A 16,564-nucleotide genomic window follows, 5' to 3' on the forward strand; every position below is an offset into this window, starting at 1 on the left:
GCCCCCCCACCCGCAGCCGCTCAACCGCTCCCCCGCCGCAGCCAGCCTCCACCCCACCCGAGGCCCGCCGAAATAGTAGCCATGTACTTAATAGCCATGTACCGTATCTGCCATGAGCAATGATCCCCCCGGCCCGACGCCCGGCTTCCTGGTCTGGCGGCTGGCCATGAAATGGCGGGTCGCCGTCGACCGGGCCCTCGCCCCGCTCGGCCTCACCCACGCGCAGTACGCCCTGCTGGCCTCGTTGTACGGCGTCCAGCGCTCCGGGGCGCAGCCCAGCCAGCGCGAACTCGCCGACCACACCGGCCTGGAGGCGCTCTACGTCTCCAAGCTGGCCCGCACCCTGGAGGCCGAGGGCCTGCTGGAGCGGGCCAAGGACCCGGCCGACAGCCGCGCCGTCCGGCTGTCGCTGACCACCGGCGGCCGGGAGACCACACGCCGCGCGATCGCCGTGGTCCAGCGGCTCCTGGAACAGCTGACCGCGCCGCTCGGCGGCCCGGCGGCGGAACGCACCGAGGCGCTCGTCCGCGATCTGACCGCCCTGCTCGACGCATCACTCGACGCACTGCTCGACACCCCGCCCGAAGCAACGGAGGAGTAGCCATGCCCGAGATCGCCGTCCTGGACTCGGCCGTGCACTTCGAGGAGACGGGCAGCGGGACGCCGCTCGTCCTGCTGCACGGCAACCCGACCTCGTCCCATCTGTGGCGCAACGTCATACCCCGGATCGGCGGCCCGTTCCGGGTGCTCGCGCCGGATCTGATCGGCATGGGCCGCTCCGGCAAGCCGGACGTCCCGTACCGCTTCGAGGACCACGCCCGGTACCTGGACGCCTGGTTCGACGCGCTCGGGCTGGAGGCGGCGGTGCTGGTGGGCACCGACTGGGGCGGCGCGCTCGCCTTCGACCGGGGCGCCCGGCTGCCGGAGCGGGTGCGCGGGGTGGTCTTCATGGAGACGATCGTGCGGCCGATGGCCTGGTCGGAGTATCCGGCCGCGGCCCGGGCCCGGTTCGAGGCCTTCCGCACCCCGGGGGTGGGCGAGGAGTTGGTGCTGGACCGGAACGTCTTCATCGAGGGTTCGTTCGACCAGACCGTACTCACCGGGCTCGCCGAGGCGGACCTCGACGTCTACCGCAGCCCCTACCCGACCCGGGAGAGCCGGCGTCCGTTGCTGGAGTGGCCGCGGGCGATGCCGCTGGACGACGAGCCGGCCGACGTGGTCGCGCGGGTGAAGGCGTACGGCGACTGGCTGGGCGGTACGCCCGAGGTACCCAAGCTGCTGCTGACCTTCGACTCCTCGCCGACCCTGATGATCGACCCGGCGATGGCGGCCTGGTGCGCGGCGAACATCGCCGGCCTGGAGACGGTGCACTGCGGTCCGGCCGGCCACCAGGCGCCGGAGGACCGGCCGGAGGAGATCGCCGCAGCGGTCACCGCCTGGGCGGGCCGCCACTTCGCCCAGCCGGCGGCTGGCCTGGCGATCACGGGCGGAGCCGGATGACGAGCGCTGCGGCCGTGACGGTGCCGAGGTGGACGTAGCGCGTTCGTCGTATCCGGTCGCGACCGCGCGGAACTGTTCCAGCGTGTTGATGGCCCGCTCGACGGTGTTGCGCCTGGCGTACCGCTCCTGGTCGAAGCCGGGTGGCCATCGGTGCTCCCGCGCCGCCGACGGCCGGGCCGCTCGGTCGGCCTTCTCCGGGATGACGTGCCGGATCCCGCGTCCACGCAGGTAGGCACGGGTGCGACGGCTGCTGCAGCCCTTGTCGACGCTGACGCTGACGCTGTCGGGTGTCGTGCGAGGCCGGGCGGGCACCCGGATCCGTTCCATGACAGCCTCGAACCGGGTGCGGTCAACCCGCTGACCGCACGTCAGGACGAGCGCGACCCCTTCGCCCTTGAACAGCAGGTCCGCAGCCTGCCCGCAGCCGCGCGATGTCCGCAAGCCCGGGCCCGGTGGCGCCCGCAGGAGCGCGGGCACCACCGACATGCGTCACATGTGCGCGTTCTACGCGTTCGGGTCCCAGTCTGCGAGCTGCTCCATCGGCTCGGTGTCGCCGGTGGTCTCCAGGCCGTCGAGCGGGACGCGCGCGTAGAAGTAGAGAACCAGGTCGCTCGCTGCGCCTCGCATCGCCATGTCGCCCGGCTCCGCGTCGGCGGCGAGGTCGTCGCAGCGGACGCCGTCGGCGTTGAGGGTCAGGCGCCAGGAGCGGCCCTCGGTCGCGTGCAGGTCGATGGTCGCCGGCTTGAACGGCCAGGGGACGGTCGTCGCCGAGACGGTCGTCAGGAACTCGTCGACGCCCTCGACCGCGACGTCGGTCGGCAGCGGCTGTGCGGCGCCCTGGGTGAGCTGGACGTCGTAGGTATGGACGGCGATCTCCTGGATCTGGTGCCGGGCCACGGCTCCGCTGGTCTCCGGGGCCTGCGAGCGGCCCCACCAGGTCCAGCAGCCGCGGTCCGGGCCGGCCTCGCGCATCGCGTCGAGCATGAGCTCGGTCGACTCGGCGAGCCAGGCGTCCAGGGCTTCGCGGTCGCGGGGCGCGGTCGGGGCGCCCTTCGGGTCCGTCCTCGCCGGGGGCTCGGCGCCCGGGCCCGCCGCGACGATGGCGGCCTGGCGGCGGCGGCCGTCGCCGAGGTGCTGCACCAGTTCGCGCAGCGTCCAGTCCGGGCAGGTCGGGACCTGGACGTCAAGGTCGGGGGCGGACGCGATCGCGGCGCGGAACGCGGCCGAGCGGTCTTCGATCAGCCGCAGGACCTCGGGGAATTCCAAGATTTTTTGCACGCCGGGTTGTGTATCACGGCGCTCCGGCCGCCGGGTAGCGAATTTGTCGGACGAACGCGTCGACGGCCGGGCGGAGCGCCGGCTACGAAGTCACTCCCAGCAATCCCGCACCCCTGGCCGATGTCAGCTGCCTGAGTGGTGTGTGCGGCCCGGCGGCGCCAGCTCCGGAGGACTGGAGCGAGGTGGGCCGTGGCCTGGCGATCAGGCGAGCCGTTGACAGGACTGTGGGGCACAGGGGTGATCTGACGGACGCTCGGCGAGAGCGGCTTGCGCCCGCTGCTCCCCCCGTGATCGCCAGGACAGCCCCCAGGCCCTCACCGGCCCCGGGTTGACCGGCGGATGCTCTTCGCGGACGGCTCCCGGTCCGCCGGGCGGCCGGTGAGCACACGGCAACCTCGCAGCAACAGACGGGCAACGCGCGGGAATCCGACCGGCCCTAATTTCTGTCACCCGACAGAAAACGCCTGCGGAAGGCCGGTGCCCCATGACCACCAGCACATCGCTCGCTCCCGCCGGGTCCTCCGGTCCGCCGTCCGCCGGAGCGATCCCCTACCCGCAGCAACTCCACCGCACGATCGGCAGGTTCGGCTCCTTCGCGGCGGGCTTCTCGTTCATCTCGGTGCTGACCACGGTCTTCCAGCTCTTCGCCTTCGGCTACGGCGCGGCCGGCCCGGCCTTCGTCTGGACCTGGCCGGCAGTGCTCGCCGGGCAGTTGCTGGTGGCCGCCTGCTTCGCCGAACTCGCCGCCCGCTACCCGATCTCCGGGGCGATCTACCAGTGGGCGACCCGGCTGGCGAGCCCGGTGTACGGCTGGTTCACCGGCTGGCTGATGGTGCTCGGCCAGGTGGTGGTGGTCACCGCCGCGGCGCTCGCCCTGCAGGTGGTGCTGCCCGCGCTGTGGCCGGGCTTCCAGCTGGTGGGCGGCGACCCCGCGCCGACGACCGCGAGCGGCGCGGCCAACGCGGTGCTGCTGGGCACCGCGCTGATCGCGCTGACCACCCTGGTCAACGCCGTGGACAACCGGGTGCTGTCGCTGGTCAACGGCATCGGGGTGACGGCCGAACTCGCCGGCATCGCGCTGATCCTGGTGCTGCTGTTCACCCACACCGAGCAGCCGGTGGGCGCGGTGCTCCACACCGCCCCCACCGGCGGCGGCTTCTGGACGCTGCTGGTCGGGGCCTTCACCGCGGCGTACGTGATGATCGGCTTCGACAGCGCCGGCGAGCTCTCCGAGGAGACGGTCGCCCCGCGCCGCACCGCGCCGCGGACCATCCTCACCGCGCTCGCCGCGGCCGGGGTCAGCGGCGGTCTGCTGCTGCTCGGCGGTGTGCTGGCCGCCCCCAGCCTGACGGACGGCAGGCTCGCCACCGAGGGCCTCTCGTACGTGCTGACCAGCAGCCTCGGCGACGGCCTCGGCCGGGTGCTGCTGGCCGACGTGGCGGTCGCGGTCTGCGTCGGCACCCTCGCGATGCAGACCGCCGGTACCCGGATGGTGTTCTCGATGGCGCGGGACGGCGCGCTGCCCGGCGCCCGCAGGCTGGCCGCGGTGGCGCCGGCCAGCGGCATGCCGCGGTGGGCGGCGCTCGCGGTGGGCGTGCCGGCGGTGGCCTTCCTGTTGCTCAACCTGGCCTCGCCGGCGGCCTTCCTGGCGCTCTCCGCGACCTGCATCGTGCTGGTCTACGCGGCCTACGCGCTGGTCGTCGGCGCGCTGCTGGTCCGCCGGTTGCGCCGGCTGCCGCTCGGCGAGGGCGGCCCGGACGTGGACGAGACCGGCCGGCCGCTGTTCACCCTCGGCCGCTGGGGGCTGCCGGTCAACGCGCTGGCCCTGCTCTACGGCGTGGCGATGACGGTCAACCTGGCCTGGCCACGTGCCTCGGTCTACGACCCGGACGGCGGCCACTGGTACCTGCGGTGGTTCGCGGTGCTGGTGCTCGTCGGCGCGGTCGCGACAGGTGCGGCGTACCGGCTGCGCCGCCGCTGAAGGCGGGCCGCGCCGGCCGGCCCTCACAGGAGCCGCTCGCCCTCCCGGCGGGCGGCTTCGGCACGCTCCGGGCCGCAGCCGGCGAAGCGCAGCGCGGCGTCCGCCACGGCCCGGGCCACCGGCTCCGCCGTGCGGCCGCCGCCTTCCCGTGCGACCGCGACCCCGCCCTCCACCAGGCCGAACAGCAGGTCGGTGCGCAGGGCCGCGTCCGCGCCGGGGTCGAGCAGCGCGAGCAGCCGCCCGTAGGCCGCCTTCAGTGCCTCGCGGGCGCCCCGGAAGCCGGCGAACCGCTCGCCGCGGACCTCGGGCAGCTGGTAGAGCGCGCCGAGGTTGTACAGGCCGCCGAAGAGCAGTTCGGAGTCCCTGGCGGCCAGCGCCCACAGCCGGGGGGCGGGGTCGGCGTCCGGGTCGGCGAGCAGTGTGGTGGCGAAGGCCAGCGAGGGTTCGACGGTGCTCTCCAGCAGGGTGGCGAGGATGTCCTCCTTGCCCGCGAAGTAGTGGTACATCGAGGCCTGGCGCATTCCGGCGCGCTCGGCGACGGCGCGGGTGGTGGTGGCGGCGTAGCCGTTGCGGGTGAAGAGTTCGGCGGCCGCGGCGAGCACCTGCTCGCGCGGGGGGAGACCGCTCGCCGAGGGGCCCTGGGCGCGCGGCCGGCCGACCCGTCCGGAGGTGGTGGCGGTACGGACGGCGCGGGCGGTCGGACGACTGGTGGCGGACACCCGGCGATCCTCGCACACCACCGCACGTCACGGCGGCCGGCGATCACGGTGAGGGGACGGTAACTCCCGTGTTACGCACGGGCAATGGCGGCGAAGCCGACCCTCCCTAATTTCTGTCGCATGACAGAAATCCACGAGGCCGAGGCCGGCACCGCCACCACCACGGCCGCCCGCGCCCACGCCAGGTCCCAGGCGGGCACGGTCGTCGACTGCATGCCGCTGCTGCCGCCGCCCCCGGGCACCCTGTGGTCCGAGACCGTCGCCGCCGGCGGCTACAGCCACCTCGTCCTCCCGGCCGGCACCCTGGTCACCCTCACCGACCGGGACGGCGACGCCTGCGCCCACCTCCTGCTGTACGTGACCGGACGCCCCTGGGAGCGGCTCAACGCGGCCGACACCGTCAAGGTGCAGTGGAACGCCTACCTCACCGAGGGCAGCCAGCTCCTCTCCGACCAGGGCCGGGTGCTCGCCACCCTGGTCGAGGACACCTCCGGCCGGCACGACGCACTGGCCGGCGCCTCCACCGCCGCCCGCAACACCGCCCGCTACGGCGACGGCGCCGTGCACGGCGCCTCCCCCGCGGGGCGCGAGCTGCTCACCCTGGCCGCCGCCAAGCACGGCCTGACCCGGCGCGACCTGCCCGCCCCGGTCTCGTTCTTCCGGGGCGTCACCGTCGCGGCGGACGGCACCCTGCACGCCACCGGTTCGGCCGGCCCCGGCGCCAGAGTCGTCCTCAGGCTGGAGCAGCACACCACCCTGCTGCTCGCCAACACCGCCCACCCGCTGGACCCGCGCCCGGCCTGGCAGTGCTCGCCGCTGCAGGTCACCGCCGTGCCCGGCGAGGTGACCGGCCCCGGCGACCCGCACTGGGACGCCACGCCCGAACGCCACCGCGCCCACCTCAACACCGCCGCCCTGGGGGCCCGATGACCGTCCTGCTCGACACCGAGGTGCCCGCCCGCGGCGCCTGGTCCGCCGTCGTCCGCCGCGGGCAGCTCCTCACCGTCACCGACCTGCACGGCAACCAGGCCGTGGACTGCCTGCTGTACGACGCGCACGACACGTCGATCCGCTACAGCGCCGCCGACACCCTGCAGGCCCAGGGGTCGGTCTTCGTCGACAAGGGCACCGTGCTGCTCTCCACCGAGCACACCCCGCTGATGACCGTGGTCGAGGACGACTGTGGCCGGCACGACACCATCGCCGGCGCCTGTTCCAAGGAGTCCAACACCCTGCGCTACGGCCACCACACCTGGTCGCAGCACGCCTGCGTGGAGAACTTCCTCGCCGAGGGCGCCCGGCACGGCCTCGGCAAGCGCGACCTGGTCTCCAACATCAACTGGTACATGAACGTGCCGGTCGAGGCCGACGGCACCCTCGGCATCGTCGACGGGCTCTCCGCGCCGGGCCTGCGGGTCGTGCTGCGGGCCGAGACGGACGTGCTGGTGCTGGTCTCCAACTGCCCGCAGATCAACAACCCGTGCAACGGCTTCGACCCCACACCCGTCCGCATGACGATCACCGAGGACTGAGCGGGACATGGCCTACGACACCCTGCTGATCGCCAACCGCGGCGAGATCGCCGCCCGGATCGTCCGCACCGCGCGCCGGATCGGCATCGCCACCGTCGCCGTGTACTCCGACCCTGACCGCTCCGCGCCGCACGTCCGGCTCGCCGACCACGCGGTGCGGCTCGGCCCGGCCGCAGCCAAGGACAGTTACCTGCGCACCGACCTGGTGCTGCAGGCCGCCCACGACAGCGGCGCGGGCGCGATCCACCCCGGCTACGGCTTCCTCTCCGAGGACGCCGCCTTCGCCCGGCGGGTGGAGGCCGCGGGGCTCGCCTTCGTCGGGCCCACCCCGGCCCAGCTGGAGGTCTTCGGCGCCAAGCACACCGCCCGCGCCGCCGCCGAGGCCGCCGGCGTGCCGCTGCTGCCCGGCACCGGGCTGCTGCCGGACCTGCCCGCCGCCCTGGCCGCCGCGGAGGCGGTCGGCTATCCGGTGATGCTCAAGGCCACCGGTGGCGGCGGCGGCATCGGCATGCAGGCCTGCCGCGACGCCGCCGAGCTCGCCGACGCCTGGGAACGGGTGCAGCGGGTCGCCGCCGCCAGCTTCGCCACCGCCGGCGTCTTCCTGGAGCGGCTGGTCGAGCACGCCCGCCACGTCGAGGTGCAGGTCTTCGGCGACGGCACCGGCCGGGTGGTCACCCTCGGCGACCGGGACTGCTCGCTGCAGCGCCGCAACCAGAAGGTGCTGGAGGAGGCGCCCGCGCCGGGCCTGCCCGACCGGGTCCGCCGTCAGCTCGCCGACTCCGCGCGGGAGCTGTGCGCCTCCGTCGGCTACCGCTCGGCCGGCACCGTCGAGTACGTCTACGACGCCGCCCGCGAGGAGGCGTACTTCCTGGAGGTCAACACCCGCCTCCAGGTGGAGCACCCGGTCACCGAGGCGGTGTACGGGGTCGACCTGGTCGAGTGGATGCTCCGGCTCGCCCAGGGCGACCGGTCGGTGGTCCGCGAGGTCGGCGCACCCGACGGCCACGCGGTCGAGGCCCGCGTCTACGCCGAGGACCCGAGCCGCGACCACCGGCCCAGCGCCGGACTGCTCACCGAGGTCGTCTTCCCGCCCGGTGTCCGTGTCGACACCTGGGTGGAGACCGGCACCGAGGTCACCACCGCCTACGACCCGATGCTCGCCAAGGTGATCGTGCACGGCACCGGACGGGCCGATGCGTTCGCCCGGCTCACCGACGCGCTGGACGGCACCCGCATCCACGGCATCGAGACCAACCTCGGCCTGCTGCGCGCCGTCCCCTCCGTGCCCGAGGTCACCGCGGCCGACCACCACACCGGCACGCTGGCGCACGTCGCCGACCCCACCCCGCGGATCGAGGTCGTCCGGGCCGGCACCCAGACCACCGTCCAGGACTGGCCGGGCCGCACCGGCTACTGGCACGTCGGCGTACCGCCGTGCGGTCCGATGGACGACCTCTCCTTCCGGCTCGGGAACCGGGCCCTCGGCAACCCCGAGGGCGCCCCCGGCCTGGAGTGCACCCTGCTCGGCCCTGCACTGCGCTTCACCGCGCCGACCTGGGTCTGCGTCACCGGCGCGCCGACCGCCGTCACCGTGGACGGCCGGCCGGTGCCGCAGTGGGAGCCGGTGCTCGTCCCGGCCGGCGGCCTGCTGGACGTCCCCGCCCCGCCGGGCCCGGGCCTGCGCTGCTACCTCCTGGTCGCCGGCGGCATCGAGGCCCCGGACTTCCTCGGCAGCGCCGCCACCTTCACCCTCGGCGGTTTCGGCGGCCACGGCGGGCGGGCGCTGCGCACCGGCGACGTGCTGCACGGTGGCACCGGACGGCTCGGCGAAGGCGCGGGCCCGGTCGCCGACCGCCCCGGGTTCACCTCCGAGTGGCGACTGCCCGCGGTCGAAGGACCGCACGCCGCACCGGAGTTCTTCACCGAACAGGACATCGCCGACTTCTACGCCGCCGACTGGTCGGTGCACTTCAACAGCGCCCGCACCGGCGTCCGCCTGGTCGGCCCGAAGCCCGCCTGGGCCCGCCCGGACGGCGGCGAGGCCGGCCTGCATCCGTCCAACATCCACGACACCCCGTACGCGGTCGGCGCCGTCAACTACACCGGTGACATGCCGGTGCTGCTCGGCCCGGACGGCCCCTCGCTCGGCGGCTTCGTCTGCCCGGCGACCGTCGTCTCCGGCCAGCGCTGGAAGCTCGGCCAGCTCCGCCCCGGCGACACCGTCCGCTTCGTGCCCGTCACCGCCGAGGACGCCGTCGCGCTGCGCGGCACGCCGGCCGCCGCACCGCGTGCCTCCCGCCCGGCGATCGTGGACGGCGGCGTGCTGCACCGCACCCCTGGGGCGCCCGACCGGCCGAGCGTGACCTACCGGCGCAGCGGCGACGACAACCTGCTGGTCGAGTACGGGCCCATGCAGCTCGACCTGGCGCTGCGGATGCGCGTGCACGCGCTGGCCGAACGGCTCGCGGCGCGGCGGCCGGCGGGCGTCGTCGACCTGACCCCGGGCATCCGCTCGCTGCAGGTGCACGTCGACCCGGACGTCCTGCCGCTGTCCGAACTGATGCTGCTGGTCCGGGAGATCGAGCGGGCGCTGCCCGCCACCGACCGGCTGGTGGTGCCGAGCCGCACCGTCCACCTGCCGCTGTCCTGGGACGACCCGGCGACCCGGGAGGCGATCGAGCGGTACATGGCGGGTGTCCGGGACGACGCGCCCTGGTGCCCGTGGAACATCGAGTTCATCCGGCGGATCAACGGCCTCGCGGACGTGGACGAGGTGTACCGCACGGTCTTCGACGCCGAGTACCTGGTGCTCGGGCTCGGCGACGTCTACCTGGGCGCGCCGGTGGCGACCCCGCTGGACCCGCGGCACCGGCTGGTCACCACCAAGTACAACCCGGCCCGCACGTGGACGGCCGAGAACTCGGTCGGCATCGGCGGCGCCTACCTCTGCGTGTACGGCATGGAGGGGCCGGGCGGCTACCAGTTCGTCGGGCGGACGGTGCAGATGTGGTCGGGCTGGCAGCAGCGCGGACCGTTCGAGCCGGGTGCACCGTGGCTGCTGCGGTTCTTCGACCGGATCCGCTGGTACCCGGTCTCCGCGGAGGAACTGCTGGAGATGCGGGCCGACATGGCGGCCGGCCGGTTCGCGCTGAAGGTCGAGGAGGGCGAGTTCGCGCTGGCGGACCACCTGCGCTTCCTCGACGAGAACGCCGGCCCGATCGCGGAGTTCCGGGCCGCCCAGGCGGCGGCCTTCGCGGCAGAGCGGCAGGCTTGGGAGGAGGCGGGCGAGTTCGACCGGGCCGAGCGGGCGGCCGGCACCGCACCGGCCGCGCCGCGCACCGTCACCCCGCCGCCGGGTGGCAGTGTGGTGGAGGCCGAGTTCACCGCCTGCGTGTGGAAGGTCGACGTGGCACCGGGCGAACGGGTCCGCAAGGGACAGCAGTTGATGGCACTGGAGGCGATGAAGATGGAGTCGGCGGTCATCGCGGACCGGGACGGCGTGGTCGCGGAGCTGCTGGTCGGCTCCGGCGACCAGGTCGAGGCCGGCAGCCCGCTCGTGGTGCTGGGGGCGATCGCGTGAGCGCCGCCGTCGGGGCCGTGGAGCGGGTCCGCCGGGCGTACGCGCGGATCGCCGCCGCCGACCGGCCCGAGGTCTGGATCGACCTCCGTCCGCAGGCGGAGGCCGAGGCGGAGGCCGCCCTGGTCGACGCCCGGGTCGCCGCCGGCGAGCACCTGCCGCTGGCCGGCACGGTCTGCGCGGTCAAGGGCAACATCGACGTCGCCGGGCTGCCCACCACCGCCGGCTGCCCCGGCTACGCCTTCCTGCCCGAACGGGACGCCCCGGCCGTGGCCCGGCTGCGCGCGGCCGGCACGGTCGTCCTCGGCACCACCAACCTCGACCAGTTCGCCACCGGCCTGGTCGGCACCCGCAGCCCGTACGGCGCGGTGCGCGGCACGGCCGACCCGGAGCGGATCGCCGGCGGGTCGAGCTCCGGCTCGGCCGTGGCCGTCGCCCTCGGCATCGCGGACCTGGCGCTCGGCACCGACACCGCCGGCTCGGGCCGGGTGCCGGCCGCCCTCAACGGCATCGTCGGCCTCAAGCCCGCCCCCGGCCGGGTGCCCACCGAGGGCGTGGTGCCCGCCTGCGCGAGCCTGGACTGCGTGTCGGTGTTCGCCCGGACGGTCGACGAGGCGGAGGCCGCCCTGCGGCTGCTCGCCGACCCCGCGCCGGCCGCTCCTCCCGCCAGGCGCCCCGGCCCCTGGCGCATCGCCGTCCCGGCACCCCTGGCACCGGACGTCCTCGCCGACGGCTGGGCGGAGGCGTTCGCCGCGGCGGCCGACCGTTTCGCCGCGGCCGGCGCCGAACTGCGCGGCCTCGACCTCGCGCCCTTCGACACGGTGGCGGCGATGCTGTACGAGGGCGCGTTCGTGGCCGAACGGTACACGGCGGTGGGCGAGTTCGTGGACGCGCTGGCGGAGAAGGGCGGCGACGGCCTCGACCCGGTGGTCGCCGGCATCATCGGCGCCGCCCGCCACCTCCCCGCCCACCGGCTGTACGCCGACCTGGCCCGGCTGGACGGCCTGCGGGCCGCCGCGCTGGCCGAACTCGGCGACGCGGACGCCCTGCTGCTGCCCACCACCACCTGGCACCCGACCCTCGCCGAGGTCGCCGACGACCCGGCCGGCAGCAACGCCCGGCTCGGCCGGTTCACCAACTCGGCCAACCTGCTGGGTCTCTGCGCGATCGCGGTACCGGCGGGCACCGTCCGGGGGCTGCCCTTCGGCGTGATGCTGGTCGGCCGGGCCGACACCGAGGCGCGGCTCTGCACCCTCGCCCGCCTGCTCACCGAACCCCCCGTCCGGCTGGCGGTGTTCGGCGCCCACCTGACCGGCCAGCCCCTCAACGGCCAACTCGCCGCCCTGGGCGGCCGGTTCTGCGGCGAGGTAAAGACGGCACCGACCTACCGCCTGTACGCCCTGGACACCGTCCCGCCCAAACCCGGCCTCGTCCGGGTCGGGACGGACGGCGCCGCCGTCACCGGCGAGCTCTGGGAGCTCCCCGCCGCCGGTCTCGGCACCCTGCTGGCCGCCCTCCCCCACCCCATGGCCCTCGGCCCCGTCCTCCTCGCCGACGGCACCCGCACCCCGGGCTTCCTCTGCGAACCCACCGCCCTGACCGGAGCCGAGGACATCACGCACACCGGCGGATGGCGCTCCTACCTGGGCGCTCCACCAGGGGCGTGATCACCCGGGCGCACCGGACCGGCCCACCCCGCCGGCATCTCCCGAAAACCCGGCACCTGACTTGCCCCGAATCGGCCCGGGATGTGAAGGTGTCGTGCACTTGCAAGGAGGTGGCCATGATCGCTGGCCCTGGTTTCTGGGATCAGGAGATCGAACGGGCGGGCTGGTCGCGCGCGCTGTCCGCGGGCCCGGCCGATTTCCCGGAGATCGCGGGGCGCAGCCGGGTCTGGGGCCGGAACTGCTACGTCCGCGGGCGGGACCGGCTGGTCATCGAGTGGTCGGACCAGGTGACGATAGCCGCGGCCCTCCTGAACGGCCGGCCGTGTCCGCTGGGCTCGCCGGAGGACCTGTCGGTGGCGATAGCGCCGGAGCGCCGGCCCGGCTGGTGACCTTCGCCGGCGCGGGTCGGGCGTCTCAGCGGGCGCGGAGCCGCAGCGGCTCCTGCTCGGCGGCGGCTTCGAGTCCGGCCGCCCAGAGCGAGCGGACGTGTCCGAGGTGGCGGGACATGCACTCCTCGGCGGCCTCGGCGTCGCCGGCGATCATCAGGTCGAGGAGTTCCAGGTGCTCCTCGGCGCTGGAGACCAGTTCGCCGCGCTGGTCGAGCCGGGTGAGTCCGTACAGCCGGGACCGCTTGCGGAGGTCGCCGACGGTCTCGACGAGCCGGGCGTTTCCGGCGAGGCCGAGCAGGCCGAGGTGGAAGCGGCGGTCGGCCTCCAGGTAGGCGATGAGGTCGTGCTCGCGGGCGGCGGCGACGATGGCCTCGGCCGCGGGGCGGAGGGCCTCCAGCTGGTCGCGGGTGGCGGTGCGGGTGACCCGTCCGACGGTGGGGACCTCGATCAGCGCGCGGATCTCGGTGAACTCGTCGAGGTCGCGCTCGCTGAGTTCGGTGACCCGGAAGCCCTTGTTGCGGACGGCTTCGACGAGGCCCTCCCGGGCGAGGTCGAGCATGGCCTCGCGCACGGGGGTGGCGGAGACGCCGAAGTCGGCGGCGAGGGCGGGTGCCGAGTAGACGACGCCGGGGCGCAGCTCGCCGGAGATCAGGGCCGCGCGCAGGGCGTGGGCGACCTGGTCGCGCAGTCTCTCCTGGACGGAGATGAGGGCGCGGGGCTTGAGGTCCGCCATGGTGTGCCTCCGGAGGTGTACTGGACCCCATCGTACAATGTCACGTTGCGCCGAGCCCGGTGGTGCTCTCGTACTGGGCGGCAGCGACCGCAAGGTCCTCCCAGGCCATGCCGACGCTCTTGAACAGCCGTGGCCGATCATGGGGGACAACTGCCGCACCTGTCACCAGTTCTGAAAGATTAGCAAGCGGTACCGGGCCGTCCTCGGCGAAGGCCGCCACCAGGTCCCCGGCCTCCCGCAGCGCCGCCGACCTGGCCTCGGCGTACAGCGCCGACCTGCGGACGAGCGCGGTGTCGACCTCCCGGGCGTCCGGTTCGTGCGAACCGACCGCGGCGACGGCGGCGTGCGGCGCCACCAGCCGCCCGTCGAAGAGCGGGCTGCGGGCGGTGGTGCAGCAGACGACCAGGTCGGCCTCGGCAACGGCGTCCGGTCCGCCGACCGCCGCGGCGGTGCCGCGGGACCGGGCGTGTGCCGCGAGTTCCTCGGCGGGGCCGCGGCGGCGGCCGACCACGGTGACCAGCTCCAGCGGCCGGACGGCGAGCAGCGCGGCGAGGTGCCCGTACGCCTGCGGTCCGGTGCCGAAGAGCACCAGGTGCCGGGCGTCGGGGACGGCGAGCCGGTCGAGGGCGAGGGCGGTGACCGCGGGGGTGCGCAGGGCGGTGAGCGAGGCGCCGTCGAGCAGGGCGAGCGGCTGCAGGGTCGGCCCGTCGAGCAGCAGGTAGCCGCCGGTGATCCGGGGCAGGCCGCGGCCGGGGTTGGCGGGTGCCACCCCGGCGATCTTCACACCGGCGTAGCGGCCGGCCGCGGCGGGCATGAGCAGCAGTTCGCCGGCCGGCACCGGGACGGCGGTGCGCGGCGGTGCGGTCTCGGGGTCGAGGCCGGCCGCGAGCGCGTCGGCGAGGGCGCGGACGGCCGCGGCCGGGTCGAGGGTGAGCGGCAGGTGGGGGATCACAGCAGGAAGCCCGCTCCGAGGTCGTCGTGGGGGTCGAGCAGGAAGCGGTGCTCGCCGGTGCGGTGGGCGGTGCCGGTGACCTCGGTGAGCAGCCCGCCGTCCCGCTCGCCGAGCACCCGCCCGGTGAAGGCGGTGCCGATCAGCGACTCGTGGCGCAGTGCCTTCCCGACCGGCAGCAGGCCGTCGGCGGCCAGCAGGGCGAGCCGGGCGGAGGTGGCGGAGCCGCAGGGCGAGCGGTCGATCTGCCCGTCGGCGAAGACGGTGACGTTCCGCTGGGCGGGGCCGTCGGCGGTGTCGGGCAGGGTCTCGTACAGGACGGTGCCGTAGACGCCGGAGAGCCGGTCGTCAAAGGGGTGCCGGGTGGCGGGGTGGCCTTCGAGGGCGGCGCGGGCGGCCTGTCCCGCGGCGGTGAGGCCGGGCAGCCGGGCGGGGGTGACGCTCAGCCCGAGGTCGGCGGCGCGGACGAAGGCGTAGCAGGCGCCGGCGTGGGCGACGTCCACCGTGCAGGGCCCGTACCGGGTGCTGACGTCCAGAGCGCGGGCGGTGACGAAGGCGGGCACGTTGCGGAAGGCGATGCCCGTGGTGCGTCCGCCGCTGCGCTGCACGGTGGCGGCGACCCGCCCGGAGGGGACGTCGATCCGCACCTCGGCGGTGCCGTCGGCGGGCGCGGGCACCCGGCCGGTGTCGACCGCCCAGGCGGCGAGGGCGATGGTGCCGTGGCCGCAGGCGGTGGAGTACCCGTCCTTGTGCCAGAACAGAACGCCGAGGTGGGCGCCGTCGTCGTCGGGCGGCACCACGAAGCCGCCGTACATCCCGGCGTGGCCGCGGGGTTCGCGGGTGAGCAGGCGCCGCAGGTCGTCCAGCGGGCCCCGGCGTGGTGCGGTGGCGGTGCCGCCGGCGCCGATGGCGACGGCGCGGCGTTCGGCGACGCTCTCACCGGGGACGGGCGGCAGTCCGCCGCTGACGATCCGGAAGGGCTCGCCCGCGGTGTGGTAGTCGACGGCCTCGACCACGGCGGGCCCGGGTGGGGTGCTCATGCGCCCGGGAGGAGCGTGACGGTGCGGCTCGCGGTGTAGAACTCGAGGGCGGCGGCGCCCTGTTCGCGTCCGCCGTAGCCGGCCGAGCCGGTGCCGCCGAAGGGCAGGTGGAAGTCGACGCCGGTGGTGGGGGCGTTGACCCGGATCATGCCGGCGGCGAGCCGGTCGGCGGCGGCGAGCGCGGTGTCGAGGTCGCGGGTGTGCACGGAGGCGGCGAGGGTGTGCCGTCCGGCGTTGGCGAGGGCGATCGCCTCGTCCAGGTCGGCGGCGGGCAGCAGGACGGCGAGCGGGCCGAAGTACTCCTCGGTGCGCAGCGGGTGGCCGGCGGGGACGTCGGCGAGCAGTGCGGGTTCGAAGCCCCAGCCGGGGCCGGGGGTGCGGCCGCCGCCGGTGAGGACGGTCGCCCCGGCGGCGCGGGCGGAGTCGACGGCGCCGGTGAGGCGGTCGAGGGCGGTCTCGCCGATGACGGGGCCGCGGTCGGCGGCGGCGAGCCGCTTGGCGAGGGCCTCGCGGAGCGGTTCGTACGCGGCGCCGACGGCGATCACCTGGCCGGTGGCGGTGCACTTCTGGCCGGCGTACCCGGCGACGGCGGCGGCGAGGTGGTCGGCGGCCTGTTCGATGTCGGCGTCGGGCAGCACGATCGCGGCGTTGAGGCCGCCGAGTTCGGCCTGCGCGGGGATGCCGCGGGCGGCGGTGGCGGCGACGACCTGCTGCCCGACGGCGGTGGAGCCGGTGAAGGAGACCACGTCGGCGGTGTCGACCAGGGCGGCGCCCTCCTCGGCGCCGCCGGGCACCACGGTGAGCACGCCCTCGGGCAGGCCGAGGAGTTCGGCGAGGCGCAGCGCGCAGGCGGTGGCCTCGGGGGCGGGCTTGAGGACGGCGGTGTTGCCGGTGGCGAGCGCCGGGGCGGCCTTCCAGACCGGGATCGCCAGCGGGAAGTTCCAGGGGGTCACGAGCCCGGCGACGCCGTGCGGGCGGCGGCGGGTGAGCAGCAGTCCGGGCCCGGCGGCGGTGTCGTGGACGGCGCCGACCGGGGCGTAGGGCGCCTGCGCGTAGTAGCGGAGGATGGCGACCGCGCGGGCGGCCTCGCCGCGGGCCTCGCCGAGCGGCTTGCCGACCTCGCGGGCGGCGAGCCGGGCCAGTTCCTCGGCGGCGGCCTCGAGGGCGTCGGCGGCGCGGCCGAGGGTGGCGGCGCGGGC

14 protein-coding genes and 1 pseudogene are annotated in these 16,564 nt (G+C 75.2%); 8 read left to right on the top strand and 7 right to left on the bottom strand.

Going from position 1 to position 16,564, the window contains the following annotated elements:
• The first annotated feature begins 112 nt into the window (after positions 1–112).
• Positions 113–601: a MarR family winged helix-turn-helix transcriptional regulator gene (locus KSNIM_RS08035; RefSeq protein ID WP_263102527.1), complete on the top strand. Its 489-nt coding sequence runs from the start codon at positions 113–115 to the stop codon at positions 599–601.
• A 2-nt stretch (positions 602–603) separates the two neighbouring features.
• Complete coding sequence (locus KSNIM_RS08040; protein ID WP_263102528.1) at positions 604–1,500, top strand: haloalkane dehalogenase; 897 nt, start codon at positions 604–606, stop codon at positions 1,498–1,500.
• Between the two features lie 60 nt (positions 1,501–1,560).
• Here the strand turns inward: KSNIM_RS08040 and KSNIM_RS39405 are convergent.
• Positions 1,561–1,986 (bottom strand): annotated as a pseudogene (locus tag KSNIM_RS39405) (transposase); the annotation flags it as partial.
• Positions 1,987–2,004: 18 nt separating this feature from the next.
• Positions 2,005–2,778, bottom strand: coding sequence for a maleylpyruvate isomerase N-terminal domain-containing protein (locus tag KSNIM_RS08045; protein ID WP_263102529.1), 774 nt, complete (start codon positions 2,776–2,778; stop codon positions 2,005–2,007).
• Positions 2,779–3,262: 484 nt separating this feature from the next.
• Between KSNIM_RS08045 and KSNIM_RS08050 the strand changes: the two genes are divergently transcribed.
• The gene (locus tag KSNIM_RS08050; protein WP_263102530.1) at positions 3,263–4,759 is read left to right on the top strand and encodes an amino acid permease; all 1,497 of its coding nucleotides are present in this window, start codon (positions 3,263–3,265) and stop codon (positions 4,757–4,759) included.
• Positions 4,760–4,782: 23 nt separating this feature from the next.
• Here the strand turns inward: KSNIM_RS08050 and KSNIM_RS08055 are convergent, their stop codons facing one another.
• Positions 4,783–5,478, bottom strand: a complete 696-nt coding sequence (locus KSNIM_RS08055; RefSeq protein ID WP_263102531.1) for a TetR/AcrR family transcriptional regulator — start codon at positions 5,476–5,478, stop codon at positions 4,783–4,785.
• A 120-nt stretch (positions 5,479–5,598) separates the two neighbouring features.
• On the opposite strand from KSNIM_RS08055, the gene KSNIM_RS08060 reads away from it, so the two are divergent.
• The 5 genes from KSNIM_RS08060 (at position 5,599) to KSNIM_RS08080 (ending at position 12,643) form a co-directional block, all read left to right on the top strand.
• Positions 5,599–6,408, top strand: a complete 810-nt coding sequence (locus KSNIM_RS08060) for an urea amidolyase associated protein UAAP1 (protein ID WP_263102532.1) — start codon at positions 5,599–5,601, stop codon at positions 6,406–6,408.
• Positions 6,405–7,010: an urea amidolyase associated protein UAAP2 gene (locus KSNIM_RS08065; RefSeq protein ID WP_263102533.1), complete on the top strand. Its 606-nt coding sequence runs from the start codon at positions 6,405–6,407 to the stop codon at positions 7,008–7,010. The genes KSNIM_RS08060 and KSNIM_RS08065 overlap by 4 nt, the downstream gene beginning before the upstream one ends.
• A gap of 7 nt (positions 7,011–7,017) precedes the next feature.
• Positions 7,018–10,590: an urea carboxylase gene (uca, locus tag KSNIM_RS08070; RefSeq protein WP_263102534.1), complete on the top strand. Its 3,573-nt coding sequence runs from the start codon at positions 7,018–7,020 to the stop codon at positions 10,588–10,590.
• Positions 10,587–12,254 (top strand): allophanate hydrolase, encoded by a 1,668-nt coding sequence (locus KSNIM_RS08075; RefSeq protein ID WP_263102535.1) that lies wholly within the window; start codon positions 10,587–10,589, stop codon positions 12,252–12,254. The genes uca and KSNIM_RS08075 overlap by 4 nt, the downstream gene beginning before the upstream one ends.
• A 116-nt stretch (positions 12,255–12,370) precedes the next feature.
• A complete protein-coding gene (locus KSNIM_RS08080; protein ID WP_263102536.1) occupies positions 12,371–12,643 on the top strand; it encodes a hypothetical protein in 273 nt (90 codons plus the stop codon).
• A 25-nt stretch (positions 12,644–12,668) separates the two neighbouring features.
• On the opposite strand, the gene KSNIM_RS08085 is transcribed toward KSNIM_RS08080, so the two are convergent.
• The 4 genes from KSNIM_RS08085 to KSNIM_RS08100 form a co-directional block, all read right to left on the bottom strand.
• Positions 12,669–13,376, bottom strand: coding sequence for a GntR family transcriptional regulator (locus KSNIM_RS08085; RefSeq protein ID WP_263102537.1), 708 nt, complete (start codon positions 13,374–13,376; stop codon positions 12,669–12,671).
• 40 nt (positions 13,377–13,416) lie between these two features.
• On the bottom strand, positions 13,417–14,325 hold the full coding sequence (locus KSNIM_RS08090; RefSeq protein WP_411543850.1) for an ornithine cyclodeaminase family protein: 909 nt from the start codon (positions 14,323–14,325) through the stop codon (positions 13,417–13,419).
• Positions 14,325–15,365: a proline racemase family protein gene (locus tag KSNIM_RS08095; protein WP_263102539.1), complete on the bottom strand. Its 1,041-nt coding sequence runs from the start codon at positions 15,363–15,365 to the stop codon at positions 14,325–14,327. The genes KSNIM_RS08090 and KSNIM_RS08095 overlap by 1 nt, the downstream gene beginning before the upstream one ends.
• Positions 15,362–16,564: aldehyde dehydrogenase family protein (locus tag KSNIM_RS08100; RefSeq protein ID WP_263102540.1), on the bottom strand; the 1,203-nt coding region annotated here is incomplete at its 5' end. The genes KSNIM_RS08100 and KSNIM_RS08095, both read right to left, overlap by 4 nt.

The sequence above is a fragment of the Kitasatospora sp. DSM 101779 genome, from assembly GCF_025655475.1.
Lineage (GTDB): Bacteria > Actinomycetota > Actinomycetes > Streptomycetales > Streptomycetaceae > Kitasatospora.